Source organism: Mesorhizobium sp. M0040, assembly GCF_040323505.1.
Classification (GTDB): domain Bacteria; phylum Pseudomonadota; class Alphaproteobacteria; order Rhizobiales; family Rhizobiaceae; genus Mesorhizobium.
The window spans coordinates 1-19,811 of sequence record NZ_JAMYVA010000074.1 but is presented as its reverse complement, the minus strand read 5'-3'; the positions used below and the strand labels follow the sequence as shown (position 1 = coordinate 19,811).

The following is a 19,811-nucleotide window of genomic DNA, read 5'->3' as shown; positions in this document are numbered from 1 at the left end:
AGGCAGGAAATGGCAGTCGCTCCTTCGCTCAACTGCCTCTCCAAAGAATCCTTTCTCAGCCTAAACTCAACCCCAAAATCGCCATATGCGATTCCCCTGCCCTCAAGGGGGGGAGATCAGCTCGTCATCGCCGCTTTCGTGAATTTCCACCGTCGCAGGAGGAGCGGAGCATCGAAGCTGCCAATCTCCCCCCTCGTGGGGGAGATGTCCGGCAGGACAGAGGGGGCGCTGTCCCGGGCGCTGTCCCGCCAACATCCGAAATACCTAATGCCTCCGCATCACCTTCGGCGCATGGCCATGCTCCTCCCGAAACGCCCGCGCAAAACTCGACATCGAGGCGAAGCCGCAGGCCAGCGCCACGTCGCGCACCATCAGCGTCGAATGCGCCAGGAGGTCGGCGGCACGCTTCAGCCGCAGGCGGCGGTAATAGCCGTTGGGCGAGATACTGAGTTCGGAGCGGAAATTGCGTTCGAGCTTATCGGAGGAGATACCAAGTCGCCCCGCCAGTTCCGCCATGCCGAGCCGCTCCTCCACCGCATCCTCCATGATGGCGATGGCCGACAGCACCAGTTCGTTCTGCACGCCGGTCCGCAGCCTGAGCGGCATCAGCTTGCGGTCGACGCTGGAGCGTAGCGGGCTGTGCACAAACCATTCGGCGACGCCGGCGGCCAGTTCGGCGCCATAATCGCCGGTGATGATCTCCAGCATCATGTCGAGGCTGCCGACGCCACCGGCCGAAGTGAAGCGCTTGCGGTCGATGACATAGAGATCGCGCCTCAGCTCGATGTCCGGAAACGCTTCGGTGAAGGCAGCCTGGCTGGTCCAGTGCAAGGTGCAGGCATGACCGTCGAGCAGGCCGGCCCGAGCCAGGAAGAAGGCGGCATCCGCCACCGCGCCGATATGGGCACCGCCGCGCAGGCTTTTGCGGATCCAGCTCACGGCATCCTCGGCGACGAGATGATCGGCGTCACCGCCTGAGCAGACGACGATGCGATCGACCTTCGGCGCGTCATGGGCGGAAAAGCCGGGCTGAATGACGACGCCATTCGAGGCCTCGACGGGGCCTTCGGCGGCGCCGACGATGATCCAGCGGTACCAGTCCCGCTTGGCCAGCACGTTCGCCGCGCGCAGCGGCTCGATCACCGAGCTGAACGCCATCATCGGAAAGCCTGGGAAGACCAGGATGGCGAAGGTGAGCGGGGTATCGCTTGCCGTCGGTTGGTTGCGTTGTCGGTTGTTCATAGCTTCCGGAGCCAGGCAGCAAGGTGGATCAGGAAGCTACAATTCTGCCAGATGGCGCCAAGGTCAACGGAATAGAATGTAAGACACATGGATATGGATGCAGAATAAGCGCCGCTCGTTCGCGATCCTTCACGCCCCCTCTGTCCTGCCGGACATCTCCCCCACAAGCGGGGAGATCGGCAGCTTCGCCGTCCCGTGCGTGTTTCAGCGCAAGATGACGGCCAAATTCCCCCCCCGTGGCCGAGATGCCTGGTAGGGCAGAGGGGGGCACTGTCCTGCCGACGTCTCGCAGGTTCTTGTTGGCGGGCTCAGCTCGCCAGCGCCTGATCCAGATCCGCGATCAGATCGTCGCCATCCTCGATCCCGGCCGACAGCCTTACCAGCGAATCCGAAATCCCGATCTCGGCGCGTTTTTTCGCCGGGATCGAGCCGTGCGTCATCAGCGCCGGGTGCTCGATCAGGCTTTCGACGCCGCCGAGGCTTTCGGCCAGCGTGAACAGTTGCGTATGTTCGAGGAAGCGTTTGGTGCCGGCGAGGTCGCGGTCGAGCTCGACCGTGATCATGCCGCCGAAGGCGTGCATCTGCCGCCTGGCGATGGCGTGCTGCGGGTGGCTGGGCAGGCCGGGATAGATGACACGGCGGATGTCGGGACGGCTTTCCAGCCAGTGCGCGATTTTCTGGCCGTTCGACGAATGACGCTCCATCCTCAGCGCCAGCGTCTTCAGTCCGCGCAGCGCCAGGAAACTGTCGAACGGCCCGGAAATGGCGCCGATGGCGTTCTGCAGAAATTTCAGCCGGTCGGCGAGATCCTTGTTGTCGCCGACCACGGCGACGCCGCCGACCATGTCGGAATGGCCGTTGAGGTATTTTGTCGTCGAATGGACCACGATGTCGATGCCGAGCTCCAGCGGCCGCTGCAGATAGGGGCTGCAGAAAGTGTTGTCGGCGACTGAGAGCACGCCTTTGCGCCTGGCAAGTGCTGCGACGCCTTCGAGGTCGACGACACGCAGCAGCGGGTTGGTCGGCGTCTCGACCCAGAGCATTTTGGTTTCCGGGCGGATCGCCGCCTCGACCGCGGCAAGATCGGTGAAGTCAACGAAGTCGACCTGGAGGTTGGCGGAGCGCTTGCGCACCCGCTCGAGCAGCCGAAACGTGCCGCCATAGATGTCGTCGGTGGCGACGATGTGGGCGCCGGAATCGAGCAGTTCGAAAATAGTGGCGATCGCTGCCAGCCCCGAAGCGAAGGCGAAGGCGGCTGTGCCGCTTTCGAGATCGGCCACAGCGCGTTCGAAGGCGAAGCGGGTCGGGTTCTGGCTGCGGGCATATTCAAAGCCCTTGTGCACGCCCGGGCTCTGCTGACCGTAGGTCGAAGTGGCATAGATCGGTACCATCACCGCGCCCGTCGTCGGGTCGTGGCTCTGGCCGCCATGGATGGTGCGCGTCGAAAAGGCGAGGCGGTTTTTGCCCGATACGGTGGCTTTGACGGTCATCGGGCGCGCCTCAGATGGTTAATCAGGTCGATGCGTGTTATCAGCCCGATGAATTCGTCGCCGTCGAAGACGATGGCGACCTCGTTGCGATCAAACACCGGCAGCAACGCGTCCAGCGTCTGGCTGGCTTGCAGCGTGTGCAGGGTAGAGGTCATGGCCGTACTGACCGGAGCCTTGAAGCGGTCCCAGCGGCTGTCATAGGGGCCTTCGACCTTGGCGAGGATATCGCTTTCGTCGATGATGCCGACGAGCTTGCCCTCGTTCAGCACCGGCAGCTGCGAGACGTCCGAGCGGCGCATACGGCCATAGGCGTTGAGCAGGCTTTCGTCCGGACCGACATACACGGTGTCACCGGTGCGGTGCGAACGCATCACCAGATCGCGCAAATCACCATGCTGCTCCTGCTCGGCAAGGCCCTGCTCGGCCAGCCAGAAGTCGTCGAACACTTTCGACAGGTACTTGTTGCCGCTGTCGCAGACGAAGGTGACGACGCGCTTCGGCACGGTCTGCTCGCGGCAATAGCGGAGCGCTGCCGAAAGCAACGTGCCGGACGACGAGCCGGCGAGGATGCCTTCCTTCGAAAGCAGGTCGCGCACCGCCAGCATGCTCTGCTTGTCGGGGATGGAATAGGCCTTCCTGACCAGCGACAGATCGGCATTGGGCGGGACGAAATCCTCGCCGATGCCTTCGACGGTCCAGCTCCCGGCCTCTATCATCTTGCCGGTCTTGATCAACGGCGCCAGCACCGAGCCGACCGGATCGGCCAAAATCATCTCGGTCTTTGGCGAGACTTTCGCAAAGTAGCGGCCGAGCCCGGTCAGCGTGCCGCCGGAGCCGACGCCGACGACAACCGCATCGACGTCGCCTTCGAGCTGTTGGAAGATTTCCGGTCCGGTCGTGGTTTCATGAGCCAGCGGATTGGCCGGGTTGGCAAACTGGTTGGCATAGAAGGCGCCGGGCAGCTCGGCGGCGATCTTTTCGGCCATGTCCTGATAATATTCGGCATGACCCTTGCCGACATCGGAACGCGTCATCCGCACCTCCGCGCCGAGCGCCCGCAAATGCTGGATCTTTTCGCGCGACATCTTGTCAGGGACGACCAGGATAATGCGGTAGCCCTTGGGGATGCCGACCTGCGCGAGACCAAGACCGGTATTGCCGGCGGTCGCCTCCACAATCGTCCCGCCGCGCTTCAGTTTGCCCTGTTTTTCGGCGGCGGCAATCATCGACAGCGCGATGCGGTCCTTGATCGAGCCGCCGGGATTCTGGCTTTCGAGCTTGATGAACAGCCGGCACTTGCCGATGTCGAATTTGGTCAGCTCGACGACCGGCGTCTGGCCGATCAGGTCGAGAACCGAGGCATAAGGCGGGCGCAGGCGGGACGATGCATCGTCCGGTGCCACGATCTTGTGCTTGCTCATGTCAGATGCTCCGTTGCCAGAATGAGCAACCGCCCTGGAAGACGGCAACCTACCGTCTTTTCCAGCCGTTTGCAGTTGGAAAGAAGATAGATCGTGCCAATCCGGCCGCCAGCAGGGGAATGGAATTTCGCGAAAGCTTCGCCGGCCTGCAGGCAGGGGCAAAAGATTTGCAGAACCCGCTTAGGGTTCAGGCGATCGCGGCCTGAGCTTCGATCTCGATCAGAAAATCCGGATTGCCGAGGCCGGCGACGCGCAGCACCTTGATGATCGGCGGCGCGCCACGGTTTGCCCAGAAGGCCATCCAGGCGCCGAAGGCCGGCCCTATGTCCAGGTCGCCGGCGATATAGACCGAGAGGCTGACGAGGTCTTCAGGCTTTGCCCCACCGGCTTCGAGCACCTTTGCCAGGTTGGAGAGCGCCTGAGCGGTCTGTGCAGCGAGATCGTCCCTGGCGACGGTCCGGCCTTGCGCGTCGACGCCATTCTGGCCGCCGACCAGCACGATGCGCGCGGATGCCGGCAGCGACACGCCGTGCGAATAGGCCGGATTGCTGTGCATGCCCTCGGGGTTCAGCCTTTCGATGGTCACCGCGCTTTTCTCCTCTTCAGCAAAAATTATCCCGCGGCCGCCCATAGGATCAACGGCAATCGTGCGGGCGTTTCAACGCACCATCTCGTTCGTTGCGGCCGCCGATTCCGCCATGCTACCCGGCGCTGGGCGAACAGCAATGCAAGGAACGGCCGATGAAGATTCTTGCCTATGACAATTTCAAGCCCGGCGTCACGCTCGACGATTTGCGGCCTTATCTGCGCGACGAAGTGTCGAATGTCTGGCGGCTCTGGAAGGCGGGGATCGTGCGCGAGAATTATGCGCGCGCCGATATTGGCGGCGTCATCATCGTCTTCGAGCTCGACAGCGTCGCGGAAGCGCGGCGCTACACCGAGGACTTCCCGCTGTCCAAGGCCGGGCTGCTAGAATGGCACTTCATCGCCTTCGACGCGCCATTGCCGCTGGAATTCCTGTTCGATCCGACGGTCGATATCGCCAAGCCATGGGACCGGACTGCGGCATGATCCGGTCGAGCGACGGGATCGAAATCCCGGCCAGCCTGGCTGAGTGGTGCGATCCGCGCCGCACGGCGCTGGTGGTCTACGACATGCAGGTCGGCATCTGTCGGCAGGTGGCCGGCGCCGCCACCCTCGTCGAGCGCACCGGCACGGTGCTGGAAGCGGCGCGCGGGGCCGGAATGCGGGTGGCGTTCACGCGCCACCTGTCGCTGCCGCGCAAATGGATGGGCGCGACGCAGCTGCGCACCGCCATGGCCTGGCAGCGGCGCGACAGCCCCGACACGGTCGAGCCGTGGTTCCCGCGCGACGCCGAAGCGACGCGGATCGTGCCCGAGCTGGACCCCCGCGCGGACGAGGCGGTATTCGACAAGCTCACGATGTCGGCGTTCGATTCCACCGCGCTCGGCTTTGCCTTGCGCGATTGCGGCGTGCGCACGATAGCGCTCGCTGGCATCGCCATGGAGATCGGCATCGAGCCGACCGTTCGCCAGGCGACCGACAATGGCTTTGTCGCCGTGGTAATCGAGGATGCCTGTGGCTTCGGCAACCGCGAAGCGCGCGACCGCTCGATGGCAACGCTACGCTTCCTCGGCGAAGCCGTCGTCACCGATGTCGCAAGCTTCTGCAGCGCGCTTGCCGGCGCGGGTTGAGAGCAATCGGCTTGCCGCGCCACCCACCGTTTCACGGCAACGCCGAACCGCTCCATCGCTTTGTCTTCACACATTGCGGACGGAAAACCGCTCCGCGCTTTTCCCGGAATTGATCTAGGTGGTGGCTGCGCTGTCGGTGCGAAAACGCACGCCCTCGGCGCGGCCGTGCACGCTGCCCCAGTCGTAGAGCGCCTGGAGCGCGGCGGCGAGACCTTCGCCGCGCCCGGTCAAGGCGTAGCGCCCCTTGCCGTCGGGCGACGTCTGGAGCGTGACGAAGCCGATCTCGACAAGCTCGGCCAGGCGCTGCGTCAGCATCTTGTCCGAGAGTGAGGGAATCAGCCGGCGCAGGTCGGAATAGCGCATCGGCTGTTCCTTGATGCGCGCCAGGATCACCGTCTTCCATTTGCCCCCGAGCGCGTCGAGCGCGAACTCGACCGGACAGCCGTAGAGTCTTCCGCGTTGGGTCATGCGCCATGGTAGGCAAGGCACGGTGACGACGAAAGCAGAATTTGCCCGGCCATCTGGCCAGGGTCGCGGCTCACGGCCTCGCCGACTACAAAATCCATGGAGGAGAACGAAGACGAGCGTGCGCGACATCAATCCGGTCGATGCGAGACGGCCGAAACGTGTGGCGTCATCGCCTGGCTGTCTCGACCACCACAGGCTGCTGGTCGGCTCTGGTGGAGCGAGCTCCCGCACCCCTGGTTCGCCTTCACCGAACGCGGCTATGCGGTCGAGATCTTTTCACCCGGCGACAGCGGTCTTGCATCCGAGATCGCGTCAAGACAGAGGCGGCCTCATCCGAGCAAGCGCTTGCTCAGCCGCGCGCACTGCACGCGAATATCGGGAATGGCGTCGATTTCGAAGAAGGTGCCGCGCGTCAGTGGACCGACGGCGAGGATATTGGCGAATACCGTGCCGTCGCCGGCGATGACCTCGCAGTTCGCGGTCACGTCGAGGCCGAGGCGCAGCGGATCCGGCCGTGCCAGCCCACGCTCGACCAGCGACCGCACCACGCTGTTCGAGGTGGTCGAGATGTCCCTGGCGATGCCTGTGCAATCATAGATGCGGGTGACGTCGAACCTTTCGAGCTGCTGCGTGTGGCGCGACTGGACCTGTAGGCTGAAGCCGTCGCCGGCGGCGATCTCGACGACGCGGCCGGCGACAAGGCGGATGCGGCCCGCTTGCACCGCCTCGGCAACGCGGGCGTAGACTTCCGGCGCCATGCGATGGCGGTGGATGTCCCACCAGGCCTTGGTGTGCTCGACGAAGCGGCGCTTGGCCGAGGACGGCCAGTTCTGCCAGATCTTCTGGTTGAAGGGTCTCAGACCGTCGACGACGTCGCGCCAGTCGATGCCGGCCTTCTGGTTTTCCCGGATCAGGTCGCGGAACCAGCCGACGAAATAGGAAAGCTGGGTGCCGAGCGGAATGTCGGCAACGTCGAGCTTGATCGGATTGCCCTTGCGATGCGGCGAAGGCAGCAGGCCGCGCCGCGACACCGCGACGATCGCGCCGCGGTGGCCGCGCTGCTCGAGCGACAGGAAGGCATCGACCATGCTCAAGCCGGTGCCCAGCACCAGGACTCGGGCTTCGGGGTCGAGCGCAGTGTCCGCCTCGGATCCCATCCTGATCGCATGCCCCTGCCCCGCCCCCGGCTCTTCGTCGTGGCCGGTGGCGAGCACGGCAAGATGCGCAACCACGCTGGTGCCGTTGGCCAGCGCCACTTCGACGCCTGACGCGGTCGGCGAGATCGACAGGCTCTCCTCGCGGATCAAGCGCAGCCGGCCCGCCTGCTGCTCACGCGCCTCGAGCTCGTCGAGCAACTCCTTGAGATAGCGGGCGTAGACGCTGCGCGGCGCATAGACCGGCGCCTGTTCCGGCGTTGCCAGGCCGCGTTCAAGCAGCCAGCGCGAGAAATTGCCGGGATCGTCGGCATAGGCGCTCATGCCCGACGCGCTGACATTCAGCACATGCGCCGACAGCAGCGTTGAATAGGCCATGCCTTGCCCAAAATGCGGGCGTTTTTCGATCAGGCTGACACGTAGATCGGGATTGGGCGACTTCAGCAGATGAGCGGCAAGCACGACACCGCTGGCGCCGCCGCCGACAATGATGATCGAACTTGGCGTAGCGCGCCCGGTCATGCGCACACCAGCTGTCCTGGCGATCGTCGCCGGCTCAGGAGAGATTGGTTCAGGCCTGGATTTTCAACGCCGCCGAAAAATCCTCGTCGCCGGCGATGTCGCGCATTTCGGCGAGGCTGCGCTGGTCCAGCACCTCGGCGATGGCCTGCCGGACCTCCAGCATCAGGTGTCGGACTTGGCATGTCGCCTCGTTGCAGTCTTCGCAGCGCTGATACTGGGTGCGGCTGGCGCAAGGAATGGGGGCAAGCGGTCCGTCGAGCACCCGCACGACGTGGCCGACCTTGATCTCGTCCGCCGGGCGTGCCAGCCGGTAGCCGCCCTCCTTGCCCTTGCGGCTCTGAACGAAACCGGCATTGCGCAATTCGCCAAGGATGGCATCGAGGAACTTCTTCGGAATATTGTTTCCTGTGGCGATGTCGTTGACGAAGGCGAGCTGTCCAACCGGCAGGCGGGCCAGATGGACGAGCGCCTTGAGGCCGTATTTACCTTTTTTCGTGAGCATAACCCGCACGTTTCTCTGTCATGCGATGGCGCAAGGCCACCGGTTGCGAAACGCCTGGCGTGCCTCCCCGCCGCGTCCAAGCTGTCACTACAGATAAATTCTAGTGACATGATATACAAGCCGAGAAACGTTGATTTTGCTTCGTTTTCACGCCGCAATGGCCATTTTGGCCGGGGCTTGTGCTCTTGCGAGCACAGGAGCCACCGCGAATGACACACCGGCAAACTGGCCGGCGGCAGGAATGTCCCGATCGGCGAGAATACCAACAGCAGCTTCTGCCCCTGAATTTGAAGGCCAAAGCATGCCGCGCGCGGCAACAAGGAGGGTGGCGTCGCTCATCGTCCTCTCCAATCCTTCAATGTCGATAAGGATACTAGACTTAACCGCGAACACAGGGAACTTGTTTCCAATTTCTTGGCTATCCACAGTATGGATTTGCCGATGCAGGGGCGAAAACGGGAAAATCCTTGTTGCGCGCAAGGACGACGTGGAAGAGGTTCCCGGGCAAGGACGATGGTTCTCACCCGAGCCGTCACCCAGAAGCGCGCGAACTGCCATAGCCAGATGACTTTTTCTAACAAGACCGCACCGATTGGAAGGATTTAACTCTACAAGAACGATAGAGTTAGATGACTATGAAACGCAATCCGGGTTTTCCTCGTTTCCAAGGAGCGTTTCATGTCCACCATTTCGCGACGTATCGTTCTCTTGTCCTCGGCGGCCTTGGCTGGCGCCGCCTTTCTCGGCCCAGCCGATGCGCAGGACCTCAAGATCACTATCGGCTACCAGACGGTCGTCGAGCCCTCGAAGGTGCCGCAGGCCGACGGCGCCTATGAGAGCGCGACCAAGGCGGCAATCGACTGGCGGAAATTCGATTCCGGCGCCGACGTGATCGCCGCCATCGCTTCCGGATCGGTCGACATTGGCTATGTCGGTTCGAGCCCGCTGGCGGCGGCGGCGAGCCGCGAGCTTCCAATCCAGACAATCTTCATTGTCGGGCTGATCGGCGAATCCGAGGCCCTTGTCGCCCGCAACGGCGCCGGCATCGAGAAGGCCGCCGACCTTGCCGGCAGGAAGGTGGCGGTGCCCTTCGTTTCGACGACGCATTACAGCCTGCTTGCCGCGCTGAAGCATGAGGGTGTCGACCCGAAGTCGATCGATATTCTCAATTTGCGGCCACCGGAGATCGCGGCGGCATGGGCGCGCGGCGACATCGACGCCGCCTATGTCTGGGATCCGGCACTCGGCCAGATCAAGACTTCGGGCAAGGTCGTGCTGGATTCCTCGCAGGTCGCCGCCTGGGGCGCGCCGACCTTCGACGCCTGGATCGTGCGCACTGATTTCGCCGAAAGGAACCCGGAAGCGGTGCGCGACTTCGTCAAGGTGACGGGCGCGGCCTATGCCGAGTTCCTGGCCAAGCCGGACGCCTGGTCGGTGACGTCGCCGCAAGCGGCGAAGATCGCCACGATCACCGGGGCCAAGCTGGAGGACGTGCCGCAACTATTGAGGGGCTATGTCTTCCCGACGCTCGAGGAGCAAGCCTCGGACAAGTTCCTCGGTGGCGGCACGGTCAAAGCGGTCGAGGCGACATCGGCCTTCCTCAAGGGGCAGGGCAAGATCGACGCCGTGCTGCCGGATTATTCGGAATACGTGTCGTCGAAATATGTCAGCGAAGCGCTTGCCTCGAACTGACGCCAACGCGCGCGGTTCTCCTTCCCTGACGCCGCGTGCTCCCTGCCCCGAACCGCTTGCGAGGAGCGGCTTCGGGGCAGACAGATTCGGAATGTCGGCGAGGTTCCCATGACGCATCTCGTGCTCGACAAGGTCTCGGTCCACTATGACGGTCAGCCGGCGCCGGCGGTCGAAAATGTGTCGATTGAGATCGCCAAGGATGACTTCGTCGTCCTGGTCGGCCGCTCCGGCTGCGGCAAGACGTCGTTGCTCAATGTCGCTGCGGGCCTGGTCGAGCCTGTGCGCGGACGCGCCACGATTGGCGGCAGGCCGATCACGGCGCCAGGTTCTGACCGCGCCGTCGTATTCCAGAACGACGCGCTGTTTCCGTGGCTGACCGCGCGGGAAAATGTCGCCTTTGCGCTCAGGCTGCGCGGTGTCAGGGCCGCCGAACGGGCGCGGCGCGCCGACAAGCTTCTGGCGCTGGTGAAGCTCGACGGCGCCGGCGACAAGCGCATCTGGGAGCTTTCCGGCGGCATGCGCCAGCGGGTCGGCCTGGCCCGGGCGCTGGCGGCCGAGCCGCAATTCCTGCTGCTCGACGAGCCGCTGGGCGCGCTCGATGCGCTGACACGCGAACGCATGCAGACAACGCTGCTCGATCTGTGGACGGCAAGCCAGGTCGGCGTGCTGATGGTCACGCACGGCATCGACGAAGCGCTGGTTCTTGCCACCCGTATCATTGTGCTCGCTCCCGGCCCTGGCCGGGTGGTGTGGAGCTTCGAGACCGGCTTCAGCCGGCGCTATGCAGCCGGCGAGGCCATTCGCAGCATCAAGGCCGATCCCGCCTTCGCCGCGGCGCGCGGCGAGCTGACCGACGCGATCTTCGAAGGGGAGGCAGCATGACCATTACCTCCTATACCGAGCGGCCGCAGCGCTCCAAGGTCGACGACGGAGGCGACGCGCTGTCGGTGCCATGGTCGCGGCCGCGGCCGAGACGCAGCCGCGTTTCGGCCCGCGTGGTTAGCGCGATCACCATTCTGATGATGCTGGCGGCGTGGACGGTATCGGCCCGCCTGCAATTGGTGTCGCCGGTTTTCCTGCCGTCGCCCGTGGCAGTCTGGAACAAATTTGCCGTCGTCGCCCGTGACGGCTTTGTCGACGCGACGCTGCTCCAGCATATCGCCGCCAGCGTGTGGCGGGTGTTTGCGGCGTTGATCATCGCCCTTGTCATCGGCGTTCCCATCGGGCTGGCTATCGGCATCAGCACGATCGGGCGCGGCATCTTCGATCCGCTGCTCGAGTTCCTGCGGCCGATCCCGCCGCTCGCCTATCTGCCGCTGATCATTATCTGGTTCGGCATTGGCGAGCCGTCCAAGATCCTGGTGATTGCCATTGCCATGCTGGCGCCGGTCGCGCTGTCGACGGCATCGGGTGTTCGCGGCGTCTCGAAGGAGCGCATCAATGCAGCGCGCTCACTTGGCGCCACGCAGCGCCAAGTGATCAGGCACGTGATCCTGCCCAGCGCGCTGCCCTCGATCCTGACCGGTCTGCGCATCGCGCTTGGCGCCGGCTGGTCGACGCTGGTTGCCGCCGAGCTGGTGGCAGCGACGCGCGGGCTCGGATTCATGATCCAGTCCGCTGCCCAGTTCCTCGTCACCGACGTGGTGGTGATGGGCATACTGGTGATCGCGGCCATTGCCTTCGTCCTCGAATTCATCATCCGCAGGATCGAGCGGGTGCTCGTCCCGTGGGCGGGGCGGGAGTAACCGGACCGGAGACGTGACGATGCCCCATTCCACCGCTGTACTGTTTGCGCATTTCGGCCATTGGCTCCGCCTGATCAAGGCCGGAGACAAACAGCCGCCCGAAGACGAACGCAAAACGCCGACGCCGGTCCAGCTGGATGCCGAGCGCAACCGCCTGCCGCCGCGTGACGAAAGTTTCTACTGGGGCTGGCAATACTGGTCGCGGTGAGCGGCCGCCACGGGTCCGCTGCTGCTCCGGCGGGCGCGCGCCTGAGAATCGACGCCTGCTCAACCACGAGGGCGGTTTGCCCAGGCCAGGCCGACCAGGCCGACCAGCACCGTCACGATGCCGGCATAGAGCCATTGCGACTGGCCGGTCATGAAGCTGCCCTGGACCCAACCGATGCCTTGCAATGACCACAGCACGCCGGTGGCGAGCACAATCAAGGCCAGCAGATTTTTGATCAATCTCATTGCTGAAACTCCTTTCCAAGTCGATCGTCAGCCGCGTTCCGGCCGGAATGGAACAGCTAAAAGAAGCGGTTCGGTCACGCCAACTTCTACTTAGATGCTAACCTCTGATCCTGCGCAAGACATGCGGAGATCGGTGCAAAGATCATCAAAGAAGCTGTGTCGTGCTGCGGAAACTCTCTGACAAATTGTTTCGCACCGACTCCAAACGTGTAACATTGTCATGGAACCGACAGATCATTGCCGCATTTGCTGCCTCATTCGCCCCTAACCGCTGCGGGTCTGTCAACGGAGCCAGTCCCCAACACATGAACAAAAGCAACCGGACCGCGCTTGTCGCGGCCACTATAGCGGCTGGCCTGATGGTCGGCGCATCCAGTGCCAGCGCCGCCGCTCAGTGCGGCCGTGCCTCCTGGTACTCACTGCATTCCAGAACCGCTTCCGGCGAACGCATGAACCCGTCGGCGCTGACCGCAGCGCATCGCAGCCTGCCGTTCGGCACCAAGCTGAAGGTGACCAACCGCAACAATGGCCGCAGCGTCGTCGTGCGTATAAACGACCGCGGCCCGTTTATCAGGGGCCGGATGCTCGATCTGTCGAAGGGCGCCGCCAGCCAGCTTGGCTTCATCAGCTCGGGTCACACCGCTGTCTGCATGGCACGGGTCTAACGGCCGCCACGGCCGGACACCGCCTCCGACGCTCGTCCCCAATAGCCGTGCTGCTTGCCAGGCCTTCGCAGGTGCACATTGAGCCGGCTGTTGCCGTTCTAGGCGGATTCTCAACGCCTTGGACGAAAGAACGAGCATAAATCACGCAAGTTGACGTATTGCATCGCAGCAGATTGTTGCTAACTTCCCCGCAAGGCATTCAAGGCTCGGCGCTGCTCGTCGGCCCTTCGATCGCAGTCGGCAGCGGGGTTCTCGATGTTCTACCAGCTCTACGAACTGAACCACGCCGCCTTGCAGCCGGCGCGCCTCTATGCCGATGCGGTGCGCCTGTTCTACTCCAATCCGCTCAATCCGGTCTCACACACGTCCTGGGGCCGCTCGGTTGCGGCAACGGCCGAACTGTTCGAGCGCACGACGCGCCGCTACGGCAAGCCGCAATTCGGCCTGACCAAAACCGTGGTCGACTGGAAAACCGTCGAGGTCAGCGAACGCACCGTCTGGTCGCGGCCGTTCTGCAACCTGGTTCGTTTCGAACGGGCGGTTCCGGCCGGGCGCCGGCCGGATCCGAAGCTGTTGATCGTCGCGCCGATGTCGGGCCACTACGCGACGCTGCTGCGCGGCACGGTGGAGGCGATGCTGCCCTATGCCGACGTGCATATCACCGACTGGGTCGACGCCCGCATGGTGCCGCTGGCCGACGGCAGCTTCGATCTTGACGACTATATCGACTACATCGTCGACATGCTGCATGCGCTGGGCCCCGACACCCATGTGATGGCGGTGTGCCAGCCTTCGGTGCCGGTGCTGGCGGCGGCGGCACTGATGGAAGCCAAGGGTGATCCGTTCGTGCCCTCGACGATGACGCTGATGGGCGGGCCGATCGACACGCGCCGCAATCCGACGGCGGTCAATCTGCTGGCGCAGGAAAAGGGCATCGACTGGTTCCGCGACAACGTCATCATGCGCGCGCCCTGGCCGGTGCCGGGCTTCGGCCGCGAGGTCTATCCCGGCTTCCTGCAGCTTTCGGGGTTCATGAGCATGAACCTCGACCGCCACATCATCGCCCACAAGGACTTCTTCATGCACCTGGTGAAGCATGACGGTGACAATGCCGAGAAGCACCGCGACTTCTACGACGAATATCTGGCGGTGATGGATCTGACGGCGGAATTCTACCTGCAGACCGTCGACACCGTGTTTGTCCGCCAGGCCTTGCCCAAGGGCAAAATGACGCATCGCGGCGTGGCGGTCGACCCTTCGGCGATCCGCAATGTCGCCCTGTTCACGGTCGAGGGCGAGAACGACGACATCTCCGGCCTTGGCCAGACCAAGGCGGCGCACGACCTGTGCATCAACATCCCGGCCGACAGGCACGCCCATTACATGCAGCCGGCGGTCGGCCATTATGGTGTGTTCAACGGCTCGCGCTTCCGCTCCGAAATCGTGCCGCGCATCGTTGATTTCATTACCAGCTATGGCCGTCAGAACCGCGTTGCGGTGAAGCCGAAACTGGTCCGGACCGGCAAGAAATAGGCGACCAGCGATGATGCCGCGCCCGCGACCTCGCATCAGGTCGGCCAACGCTAAAATTGCCGGTTGGAATCGGTGTAGTCCATCCGAGCTGTTGCACAATAGTCGCGTTGGCGCCACGCGGGTAACCATGCCGCAAAATCAATCCATCCTCATAATTGACACGGACTGTAAATACCCCTTAACGTTTCGTTAACAACAAGGGACAAGCGGGGACAATGATTTCCTCACCAATGGCGAGAACGCTGCGCCTGTGCGCGCTGGCTGGACTTACTGTGGCGGCAGGTTGGGCCGGTTCGGCCTCGGCAGCCAGCCCAATGATAACAGGTGGCCCGACCTCGCAGCCGATCGGCCATTATGATTTCTGCAAGAGCTACGCGTCCGAATGCTCGATCCGCCCGAAGGATCTGTCGCCCGCCAGCCTGACAGGCTCGCTGTGGCGCAAGCTGCTCAGCGTCACGGCCAAGGTCAACGCCGCCGTCAAGCCGGAGAGCGACTTCGACATCTACGGCAAGGATGAGGTCTGGGCCTATCCCGACAAGGGCGTTGGCGATTGCGAGGACTATGTCCTGGAAAAGCGCCGTGAGCTGAACCGGCTGGGCGTCTCGTTTGCCGATCTGCTGATGACTGTCGTGCGCAAGCCCGACGGTGAGGGCCACGCCGTGCTGACGGTGCGCACCGACAAGGGCGACTACATCCTCGACAATCTGACCGACCAGGTCCGTTCCTGGGACCAGACCGGCTATCGTTTCCTCAAGCGGCAGGCGATCGACAATACCGGCCGCTGGGTCTCGATCCGCGGCGGCCAGCAGGTGCTGGTCGGCTCTGTCCAGTAACAAAGCAGCTCATTTCGGTCGCGCCAGTGCGGCGCGGATCGACGCAATGATGCGGCGAAGCTCGGCTTCGTCGAGCTTTTCGATGTTGTCGGCCAGGAGATTGGCAAGCTCGGTCGCCGCCGGGCTAAGGCCCGACGTGTCGAGCTTGACGCGCGGATGCGAGGTTTCGGCCAACCGCGCCAGTTCCTCGGCCTCGTCCCAGATGATGTTGAAATAGCCGATGATCTTCTGGATCAGCGTCCAGCTCGGCGCGCCGCGGCGGCCGTGTTCGAGCGCCGAGAGATAGGCCGCGCTGACGCCGATCGCCTTGGCCATGTCCTTCTGGCTGACGCCGCGCTCGTTTCGCAGCACGCGAAGCTTTTCGCCGAATGGGGTCACAAGCGCACCTTCATGGGTGCATCCTCATAGGTGCGTCCCTCATGGGCGCCTCCTCATGAGCGCGCCCGCCGCAAGCGGATATAGAGCGCACCCGAGCCGCCATGTTTGCGGGCGGCATGGTCGTGGCTGGAGACGAGGGGCCGGAAGGCGGGTGTCGACAGCCATGACGGCACGGCGCGCCGCAAGACGCCATCACCGCCCGACGAGGAACCCTTGCCGGTGATCACAAGGACGTAGCGGATGCCGCCGGCATGCGCCCGGCACAGGAAGGAAAACAGCAGCGAATAGGCTTCGTCCTGGGTCAGGCCATGCAGGTCGACGCGGCCTTCGATCGGCAGCCGGCCCTTCGACAGCTTGTCCAGCGTCGGTTCGTCGAGTGCGTGGGAGACATGCTGCGCCTTCGGCTTTGCGGCCGTGGCAGCATTGCCCGCGACCTGTGCCGGCGGCGGCGCCGGCCTGGTCTCGTCGATCTCCGGCCCGACGTCTGGAATTTCGACGGCGGTTTTGCCCTTCAGCGGCTTTGCCGTGCGCGCCACCAGGTTCCACAGCACCCGGTCGTCCTCACTCAGCCTGTCGATGCGCCGGGTCATCGGCCTGCTCCTGAAACCAGCGCCCGGGGGATCAACGCATAAAAATCTGCGGCGTTGCGGATAACGCCGGCGATCTCGCCGGCCGCATCGCCCGACCCGGCAAACAGATCACCGCGAGCCGGCCCGGTGATCGCCGAGCCGGTGTCCTGCGCGATCATCAGCCGCCGGAACGGTTTTCCGTCGAAGACGGTCAGCGACGGTGCATCGATATGGAAGGGCGTGCCGAACGTGTGCAGCAGCCGGTCGACGGCGATCGAGCGGCCGGGTGTCAGCGCCACCTTGGCGGCAGCGATCGGGCCGAGCTCTGGGTCGTCGACGCCCATCTCGCGGAAGAAGATGTAGGAGCGGTTACGCCAAAGGATCTCGTCGACGCGTTCCGGATGCGCCTTGAACCAGGCACGGATCGACTGCATCGTCACTTTCTCCAGCGGGATCTCGCCTTCCTCACTCAGGATCTTGCCCGGTCCGGTAAAGCGCTGGCCGGATTTGGCGGCATAGGTGATGCGGCGAAGCCGGCCATCGGTCATGTTAAGCCGCGCCGCGCCCTGCACGTGGATGAAGAAGGCGTCGACCTTGTCGCCGAGCCAGGCGATTTCCAGCCCTTTTCCGGCAAGCGCGCCGCACTCGATCTCGCCGCGGTCGAAATATTCGACCGGGCCGTTCGGCGCCGCACGAGCAAAGGCGAGATAAGGATCCAAGCCTGAAGGACGATTGCCGTCGTCGACGTCGACAAGATCGGCCGGGCGCGACAGCAACGGCACCGAAAACCGTTGCGTGCGTACCGGCGAGGCGTCGACCTCCGGCTCGTAAAAGCCGGTGACCAGGCCCGGACCACCATCTTCGGCATCGATACGGGCCGGCACGAAGTGGCGCTCGAAAAAGCTTCGGGCCTGCAACCGATTCGCCGGCGAAACGGTGCGCGCTTCGGCATAGGCGTCGGCAAAGCCATTGTAATCGACGCCGAGCGCGCCGGAGCGGTAGGGTTTGGTCAGGATATGAAAGGCCGAGCGGCGAAAGGCCTCAAAGGCAGGGAAATGGTCGTCCTCGCCCCAGCCCGGCAATTCGCCAAAGGATTTTTCGCTGAAGGCTCGAGAAAGCGACACGACAGCCTCCGCCGCCGTCCAGTTCAGTCTTCTTCTTCGGTGGCGACGAGCTTCCAGTTCGGATCGCGCGAGCGCGCGTCACGAGCGAAGGTCCAGACATCCTTGACCTCGGCGACGGTTTCGGGATCGCCGTCGATGACGGCGCCGGCCTTGTCGCGGGTCGCCGAAATCAGTTCGCTGACGATGCGCAGCGTGATGTGCGCCTCGCTGCCCTTCATCTCGGCCGAAACGATGTCGGCCTTGTCGATGCCGACGAAGGAGGACTGGATCTTTTCGGCTTTCGCCTCACGGTCGCCGATGGCCGCGACGAAGCCGTCATAGACCTCGCGCGACAAAAGGTTCTTCAGCGTTTTGCGGTCGCCATCGGCGTAGGCCATGACGATCATCTAGTAGGCCATCTTGGCGCCGTCGACGAAGGTCTTCGGATCGAAGGTCGGATCATTGTCCTTGATCGCCCGCAGGCCCCGGTTGAGATCGGTGTCCGGCTTGGCAAAGGCATCGATCGCCACATAGGTGTCGGCCGCCGGCTCTCCCGCCAGGCGTTTGCGCGGCAGCGAGACCACGTTCTCGGGTTTCTGGGCGGCATCCTTGTCGTTTTTGCGCGCTGCCGTATATGGATCGAAGGGTGGGCGCTCGTTGCCCGTGCGTCGGCCAAGCACGTTGCGCAGCTGGAAGAAGATCACCACCGCCGCAATCAGAAAGAAAATCGTGCCGAAGTCGAAGAAGCCCATATCTTGCGCCAATCAATCCCTGCTTTGGCCGGACCAGCGGCCAAGCAAGGGCCGCGATCACATAGCGTTCAGTATCCAAAGCATATAGAACGCATGGCGCAATCATTCAAATCAAAGGCAGCCATACCTATCTAACAGCTCTGGTGCCAGCGGCGATTGCTCGCCGGCCGGCAAAACATCGAAAACGATCGGTCAAGATTTGCGTATCTCGCTGCTTCCCCTGTTCATTCTCGCGCTTCCGCTGCTGGAGATAGCCGGTTTCGTTATTGTCGGCCGCCAGGTCGGCGCGCTGGCGACAGTCGGCTTGGTGCTGGCCTCGAGTGTCGCCGGCGCCCTGCTGCTGCGGCACCAGGGTTTTGGCGTGATGGCCAGGGTCCGTGCCGAAATGGATGCCGGGCGTGATCCGAGCGGCCAGCTTGCGCATGGCGCCATGATCGTGCTGGCAGCGATCCTTTTGATCATCCCCGGCTTCATCTCGGATATTTTCGGCCTTCTGCTGTTCCTGCCGCCGGTGCACGATCTTGCCTGGCGGATGCTGAAAGGCCGCATCGTGCTGGCAACCGATTTCAACAGTGGTTTGCGGGCAAGGCAACGCGGCAAGACCATCGATCTCGACGACGGCGACTATTCGCGGGCCGACGACCATACGCGCGGACCGGGTTCTCCCTGGCGCCGCCTCAAGGACGAGTAGCTGCAAGGCAACCGGCGTCTTTTGCAAACTTGTCTTGTCGGGCCGGCCATGATAGCGAACGCCCGAATTTCAATCCGGTCAGCAACGCTGCCCAGGCAAAAGGACCACAGCTTATGGCCAGCAACGACGACGCGCCGACCGGCGCAGCCAACGGTAATGGAAATGCGGCGCAGCCTTCGCTCAACGTGCTTGCGCAATATGTGAAGGACCTGTCCTTCGAAAGCCCCGGCGCACCGAACTCGCTGCGCGGCCGCGACAAGGCTCCCGGCATCGCCATCAACGTCAACGTCAACGCCAATCCGCTTTCCGACAAGCAGTTCGACGTCAATTTGACGCTGAACGCAAAAGCGTCGTTCGACCAGGAAGTGCTGTTCAACGTCGAGCTGGTCTACGGCGGCGTCTTCTCCATCAGCGGCTTCCCGCAGGAGCACATGCTGCCGATCCTGTTCATCGAATGCCCGCGGCTGCTGTTCCCGTTCGCCCGGCAGATCATCGCCGAGGCAACACGCAATGGCGGCTTCCCGCCGCTGATGCTAGACCCGATCGATTTCGCGCAGATGTTCCAGCAGAAGTTGGCCGAGGACCAGGCTGCCGCCGCCAAGGTCAAGGTGAGCTGAGGCTGGTTGGCTCGCAGCATCTTTTTGGAAAAACCCGGCGCGAAACCGGGTTTTTTATAATGATGTCCCGCCCGACAGGCTGAAGGCCAATCGGACGCAAGCGTCGATGGTTCTCTTCAGCGGCAAGTCGAATATCTTCGAGATTAGCCGAATATCACTGCGCCTTCGTCATCCCAGGGCGGAGCAGGAGCGAAGCGACGTCGCGGAGACCCTGGGATCCATATGTGGACGGCGCCCTGCCTGCAACGGTTGTTTTGCGTCGTTTT

At 63.5% G+C, this 19,811-nt stretch carries 23 protein-coding genes and 1 pseudogene; 11 read left to right on the top strand and 13 right to left on the bottom strand.

Going from position 1 to position 19,811, the window contains the following annotated elements:
- Nucleotides 1–264 precede the first annotated feature (264 nt).
- The 4 genes from NKJ91_RS31320 to NKJ91_RS31305 all read right to left on the bottom strand — a co-directional run bounded on the left by NKJ91_RS31320 (nucleotide 265) and on the right by NKJ91_RS31305 (nucleotide 4,739).
- Entirely contained in the window at nucleotides 265–1,242 is a 978-nt protein-coding gene (locus tag NKJ91_RS31320) for a GlxA family transcriptional regulator (protein ID WP_352458590.1), read from the bottom strand.
- Between the two features lie 308 nt (nucleotides 1,243–1,550).
- A complete protein-coding gene (locus NKJ91_RS31315) occupies nucleotides 1,551–2,732 on the bottom strand; it encodes a cystathionine gamma-synthase (protein WP_352458589.1) in 1,182 nt (393 codons plus the stop codon).
- A complete protein-coding gene (locus NKJ91_RS31310; protein ID WP_352458588.1) occupies nucleotides 2,729–4,153 on the bottom strand; it encodes a pyridoxal-phosphate dependent enzyme in 1,425 nt (474 codons plus the stop codon). Before NKJ91_RS31310 ends, NKJ91_RS31315 begins: the two co-directional genes overlap by 4 nt.
- Before the next feature lie 187 nt (nucleotides 4,154–4,340).
- Nucleotides 4,341–4,739, bottom strand: coding sequence for a RidA family protein (locus tag NKJ91_RS31305; protein WP_352458587.1), 399 nt, complete (start codon nucleotides 4,737–4,739; stop codon nucleotides 4,341–4,343).
- Between the two features lie 155 nt (nucleotides 4,740–4,894).
- On the opposite strand from NKJ91_RS31305, the gene NKJ91_RS31300 reads away from it, so the two are divergent.
- Both NKJ91_RS31300 and NKJ91_RS31295 read left to right on the top strand, forming a co-directional pair.
- Entirely contained in the window at nucleotides 4,895–5,224 is a 330-nt protein-coding gene (locus NKJ91_RS31300; protein WP_352458586.1) for a hypothetical protein, read from the top strand.
- Nucleotides 5,221–5,868: a cysteine hydrolase family protein gene (locus NKJ91_RS31295; RefSeq protein WP_352458585.1), complete on the top strand. Its 648-nt coding sequence runs from the start codon at nucleotides 5,221–5,223 to the stop codon at nucleotides 5,866–5,868. Before NKJ91_RS31300 ends, NKJ91_RS31295 begins: the two co-directional genes overlap by 4 nt.
- Before the next feature lie 114 nt (nucleotides 5,869–5,982).
- Here NKJ91_RS31295 and NKJ91_RS31290 read toward each other — a convergent pair whose 3' ends face one another.
- The 4 genes from NKJ91_RS31290 to NKJ91_RS31275 form a co-directional block, all read right to left on the bottom strand.
- Nucleotides 5,983–6,336 (bottom strand): winged helix-turn-helix transcriptional regulator, encoded by a 354-nt coding sequence (locus NKJ91_RS31290; protein WP_352458584.1) that lies wholly within the window; start codon nucleotides 6,334–6,336, stop codon nucleotides 5,983–5,985.
- Between the two features lie 329 nt (nucleotides 6,337–6,665).
- Complete coding sequence (locus NKJ91_RS31285) at nucleotides 6,666–8,012, bottom strand: FAD/NAD(P)-binding protein (protein ID WP_352458583.1); 1,347 nt, start codon at nucleotides 8,010–8,012, stop codon at nucleotides 6,666–6,668.
- A gap of 49 nt (nucleotides 8,013–8,061) precedes the next feature.
- Entirely contained in the window at nucleotides 8,062–8,514 is a 453-nt protein-coding gene (locus NKJ91_RS31280) for an RrF2 family transcriptional regulator (RefSeq protein WP_023675902.1), read from the bottom strand.
- 147 nt (nucleotides 8,515–8,661) lie between these two features.
- The gene (locus NKJ91_RS31275) at nucleotides 8,662–8,853 is read right to left on the bottom strand and encodes a hypothetical protein (RefSeq protein ID WP_352458582.1); all 192 of its coding nucleotides are present in this window, start codon (nucleotides 8,851–8,853) and stop codon (nucleotides 8,662–8,664) included.
- A 339-nt stretch (nucleotides 8,854–9,192) separates the two neighbouring features.
- On the opposite strand from NKJ91_RS31275, the gene tauA reads away from it, so the two are divergent.
- The 4 genes from tauA (at nucleotide 9,193) to NKJ91_RS31255 (ending at nucleotide 12,159) form a co-directional block, all read left to right on the top strand.
- Nucleotides 9,193–10,206 carry a taurine ABC transporter substrate-binding protein gene (gene tauA, locus NKJ91_RS31270; RefSeq protein WP_352458581.1) on the top strand — a complete coding sequence of 338 codons (1,014 nt, stop codon included), beginning with the start codon at nucleotides 9,193–9,195 and terminating at the stop codon, nucleotides 10,204–10,206.
- 108 nt (nucleotides 10,207–10,314) lie between these two features.
- Entirely contained in the window at nucleotides 10,315–11,088 is a 774-nt protein-coding gene (locus NKJ91_RS31265) for a taurine ABC transporter ATP-binding protein (protein WP_352458580.1), read from the top strand.
- The gene (locus NKJ91_RS31260; RefSeq protein ID WP_352458579.1) at nucleotides 11,085–11,951 is read left to right on the top strand and encodes an ABC transporter permease subunit; all 867 of its coding nucleotides are present in this window, start codon (nucleotides 11,085–11,087) and stop codon (nucleotides 11,949–11,951) included. Before NKJ91_RS31265 ends, NKJ91_RS31260 begins: the two co-directional genes overlap by 4 nt.
- 19 nt (nucleotides 11,952–11,970) lie before the next feature.
- Nucleotides 11,971–12,159: a hypothetical protein gene (locus NKJ91_RS31255; protein ID WP_352458578.1), complete on the top strand. Its 189-nt coding sequence runs from the start codon at nucleotides 11,971–11,973 to the stop codon at nucleotides 12,157–12,159.
- Between the two features lie 59 nt (nucleotides 12,160–12,218).
- On the opposite strand, the gene NKJ91_RS31250 is transcribed toward NKJ91_RS31255, so the two are convergent.
- Nucleotides 12,219–12,404, bottom strand: a complete 186-nt coding sequence (locus NKJ91_RS31250; protein WP_352458577.1) for a hypothetical protein — start codon at nucleotides 12,402–12,404, stop codon at nucleotides 12,219–12,221.
- Between the two features lie 305 nt (nucleotides 12,405–12,709).
- Between NKJ91_RS31250 and NKJ91_RS31245 the strand changes: the two genes are divergently transcribed.
- The 3 genes from NKJ91_RS31245 to NKJ91_RS31235 all read left to right on the top strand — a co-directional run bounded on the left by NKJ91_RS31245 (nucleotide 12,710) and on the right by NKJ91_RS31235 (nucleotide 15,435).
- Complete coding sequence (locus NKJ91_RS31245) at nucleotides 12,710–13,069, top strand: septal ring lytic transglycosylase RlpA family protein (protein ID WP_352453649.1); 360 nt, start codon at nucleotides 12,710–12,712, stop codon at nucleotides 13,067–13,069.
- 255 nt (nucleotides 13,070–13,324) lie between these two features.
- Nucleotides 13,325–14,602: a polyhydroxyalkanoate depolymerase gene (locus NKJ91_RS31240; protein WP_352458576.1), complete on the top strand. Its 1,278-nt coding sequence runs from the start codon at nucleotides 13,325–13,327 to the stop codon at nucleotides 14,600–14,602.
- A gap of 215 nt (nucleotides 14,603–14,817) precedes the next feature.
- A complete protein-coding gene (locus NKJ91_RS31235; protein WP_352453647.1) occupies nucleotides 14,818–15,435 on the top strand; it encodes a transglutaminase-like cysteine peptidase in 618 nt (205 codons plus the stop codon).
- A 9-nt stretch (nucleotides 15,436–15,444) separates the two neighbouring features.
- Here NKJ91_RS31235 and NKJ91_RS31230 read toward each other — a convergent pair whose 3' ends face one another.
- The 4 genes and pseudogenes from NKJ91_RS31230 to NKJ91_RS31215 form a co-directional block, all read right to left on the bottom strand.
- On the bottom strand, nucleotides 15,445–15,813 hold the full coding sequence (locus tag NKJ91_RS31230; RefSeq protein ID WP_352458575.1) for a helix-turn-helix domain-containing protein: 369 nt from the start codon (nucleotides 15,811–15,813) through the stop codon (nucleotides 15,445–15,447).
- A gap of 53 nt (nucleotides 15,814–15,866) precedes the next feature.
- Nucleotides 15,867–16,403, bottom strand: coding sequence for a Smr/MutS family protein (locus NKJ91_RS31225; protein ID WP_352458574.1), 537 nt, complete (start codon nucleotides 16,401–16,403; stop codon nucleotides 15,867–15,869).
- Nucleotides 16,400–17,506 carry a murein transglycosylase A gene (mltA, locus tag NKJ91_RS31220; protein ID WP_352458573.1) on the bottom strand — a complete coding sequence of 369 codons (1,107 nt, stop codon included), beginning with the start codon at nucleotides 17,504–17,506 and terminating at the stop codon, nucleotides 16,400–16,402. The genes NKJ91_RS31225 and mltA overlap by 4 nt, the downstream gene beginning before the upstream one ends.
- 23 nt (nucleotides 17,507–17,529) lie before the next feature.
- Nucleotides 17,530–18,237 (bottom strand): annotated as a pseudogene (locus NKJ91_RS31215) (Tim44/TimA family putative adaptor protein).
- 199 nt (nucleotides 18,238–18,436) lie between these two features.
- Here NKJ91_RS31215 and NKJ91_RS31210 point away from each other — a divergent pair.
- Together NKJ91_RS31210 and secB are read left to right on the top strand one after the other, a co-directional pair.
- Nucleotides 18,437–18,928, top strand: coding sequence for an FxsA family protein (locus NKJ91_RS31210; protein WP_352458572.1), 492 nt, complete (start codon nucleotides 18,437–18,439; stop codon nucleotides 18,926–18,928).
- 113 nt (nucleotides 18,929–19,041) lie between these two features.
- The gene (gene secB / locus NKJ91_RS31205; protein WP_352453643.1) at nucleotides 19,042–19,545 is read left to right on the top strand and encodes a protein-export chaperone SecB; all 504 of its coding nucleotides are present in this window, start codon (nucleotides 19,042–19,044) and stop codon (nucleotides 19,543–19,545) included.
- The last annotated feature ends 266 nt before the right edge of the window (nucleotides 19,546–19,811 follow it).

Excerpts from the sequence above, each read along its gene's own strand:
- secB (WP_352453643.1), top strand. The coding sequence starts at position 19,042 with ATGGCCAGCAACGACGACGCGCCGACCGGCGCAGCCAACGGTAATGGA.
- NKJ91_RS31300 (WP_352458586.1), top strand. The coding sequence starts at position 4,895 with ATGAAGATTCTTGCCTATGACAATTTCAAGCCCGGCGTCACGCTCGAC.
- NKJ91_RS31225 (WP_352458574.1), bottom strand. The coding sequence starts at position 16,403 with ATGACCCGGCGCATCGACAGGCTGAGTGAGGACGACCGGGTGCTGTGG.
- NKJ91_RS31320 (WP_352458590.1), bottom strand. The coding sequence starts at position 1,242 with ATGAACAACCGACAACGCAACCAACCGACGGCAAGCGATACCCCGCTC.
- NKJ91_RS31295 (WP_352458585.1), top strand. The coding sequence starts at position 5,221 with ATGATCCGGTCGAGCGACGGGATCGAAATCCCGGCCAGCCTGGCTGAG.
- NKJ91_RS31260 (WP_352458579.1), top strand. The coding sequence starts at position 11,085 with ATGACCATTACCTCCTATACCGAGCGGCCGCAGCGCTCCAAGGTCGAC.
- NKJ91_RS31310 (WP_352458588.1), bottom strand. The coding sequence starts at position 4,153 with ATGAGCAAGCACAAGATCGTGGCACCGGACGATGCATCGTCCCGCCTG.
- NKJ91_RS31265 (WP_352458580.1), top strand. The coding sequence starts at position 10,315 with ATGACGCATCTCGTGCTCGACAAGGTCTCGGTCCACTATGACGGTCAG.
- NKJ91_RS31235 (WP_352453647.1), top strand. The coding sequence starts at position 14,818 with ATGATTTCCTCACCAATGGCGAGAACGCTGCGCCTGTGCGCGCTGGCT.
- NKJ91_RS31280 (WP_023675902.1), bottom strand. The coding sequence starts at position 8,514 with ATGCTCACGAAAAAAGGTAAATACGGCCTCAAGGCGCTCGTCCATCTG.
- NKJ91_RS31255 (WP_352458578.1), top strand. The coding sequence starts at position 11,971 with ATGCCCCATTCCACCGCTGTACTGTTTGCGCATTTCGGCCATTGGCTC.
- NKJ91_RS31290 (WP_352458584.1), bottom strand. The coding sequence starts at position 6,336 with ATGACCCAACGCGGAAGACTCTACGGCTGTCCGGTCGAGTTCGCGCTC.
- NKJ91_RS31285 (WP_352458583.1), bottom strand. The coding sequence starts at position 8,012 with ATGACCGGGCGCGCTACGCCAAGTTCGATCATCATTGTCGGCGGCGGC.
- tauA (WP_352458581.1), top strand. The coding sequence starts at position 9,193 with ATGTCCACCATTTCGCGACGTATCGTTCTCTTGTCCTCGGCGGCCTTG.
- NKJ91_RS31240 (WP_352458576.1), top strand. The coding sequence starts at position 13,325 with ATGTTCTACCAGCTCTACGAACTGAACCACGCCGCCTTGCAGCCGGCG.
- NKJ91_RS31275 (WP_352458582.1), bottom strand. The coding sequence starts at position 8,853 with ATGAGCGACGCCACCCTCCTTGTTGCCGCGCGCGGCATGCTTTGGCCT.
- NKJ91_RS31245 (WP_352453649.1), top strand. The coding sequence starts at position 12,710 with ATGAACAAAAGCAACCGGACCGCGCTTGTCGCGGCCACTATAGCGGCT.
- NKJ91_RS31315 (WP_352458589.1), bottom strand. The coding sequence starts at position 2,732 with ATGACCGTCAAAGCCACCGTATCGGGCAAAAACCGCCTCGCCTTTTCG.
- NKJ91_RS31250 (WP_352458577.1), bottom strand. The coding sequence starts at position 12,404 with ATGAGATTGATCAAAAATCTGCTGGCCTTGATTGTGCTCGCCACCGGC.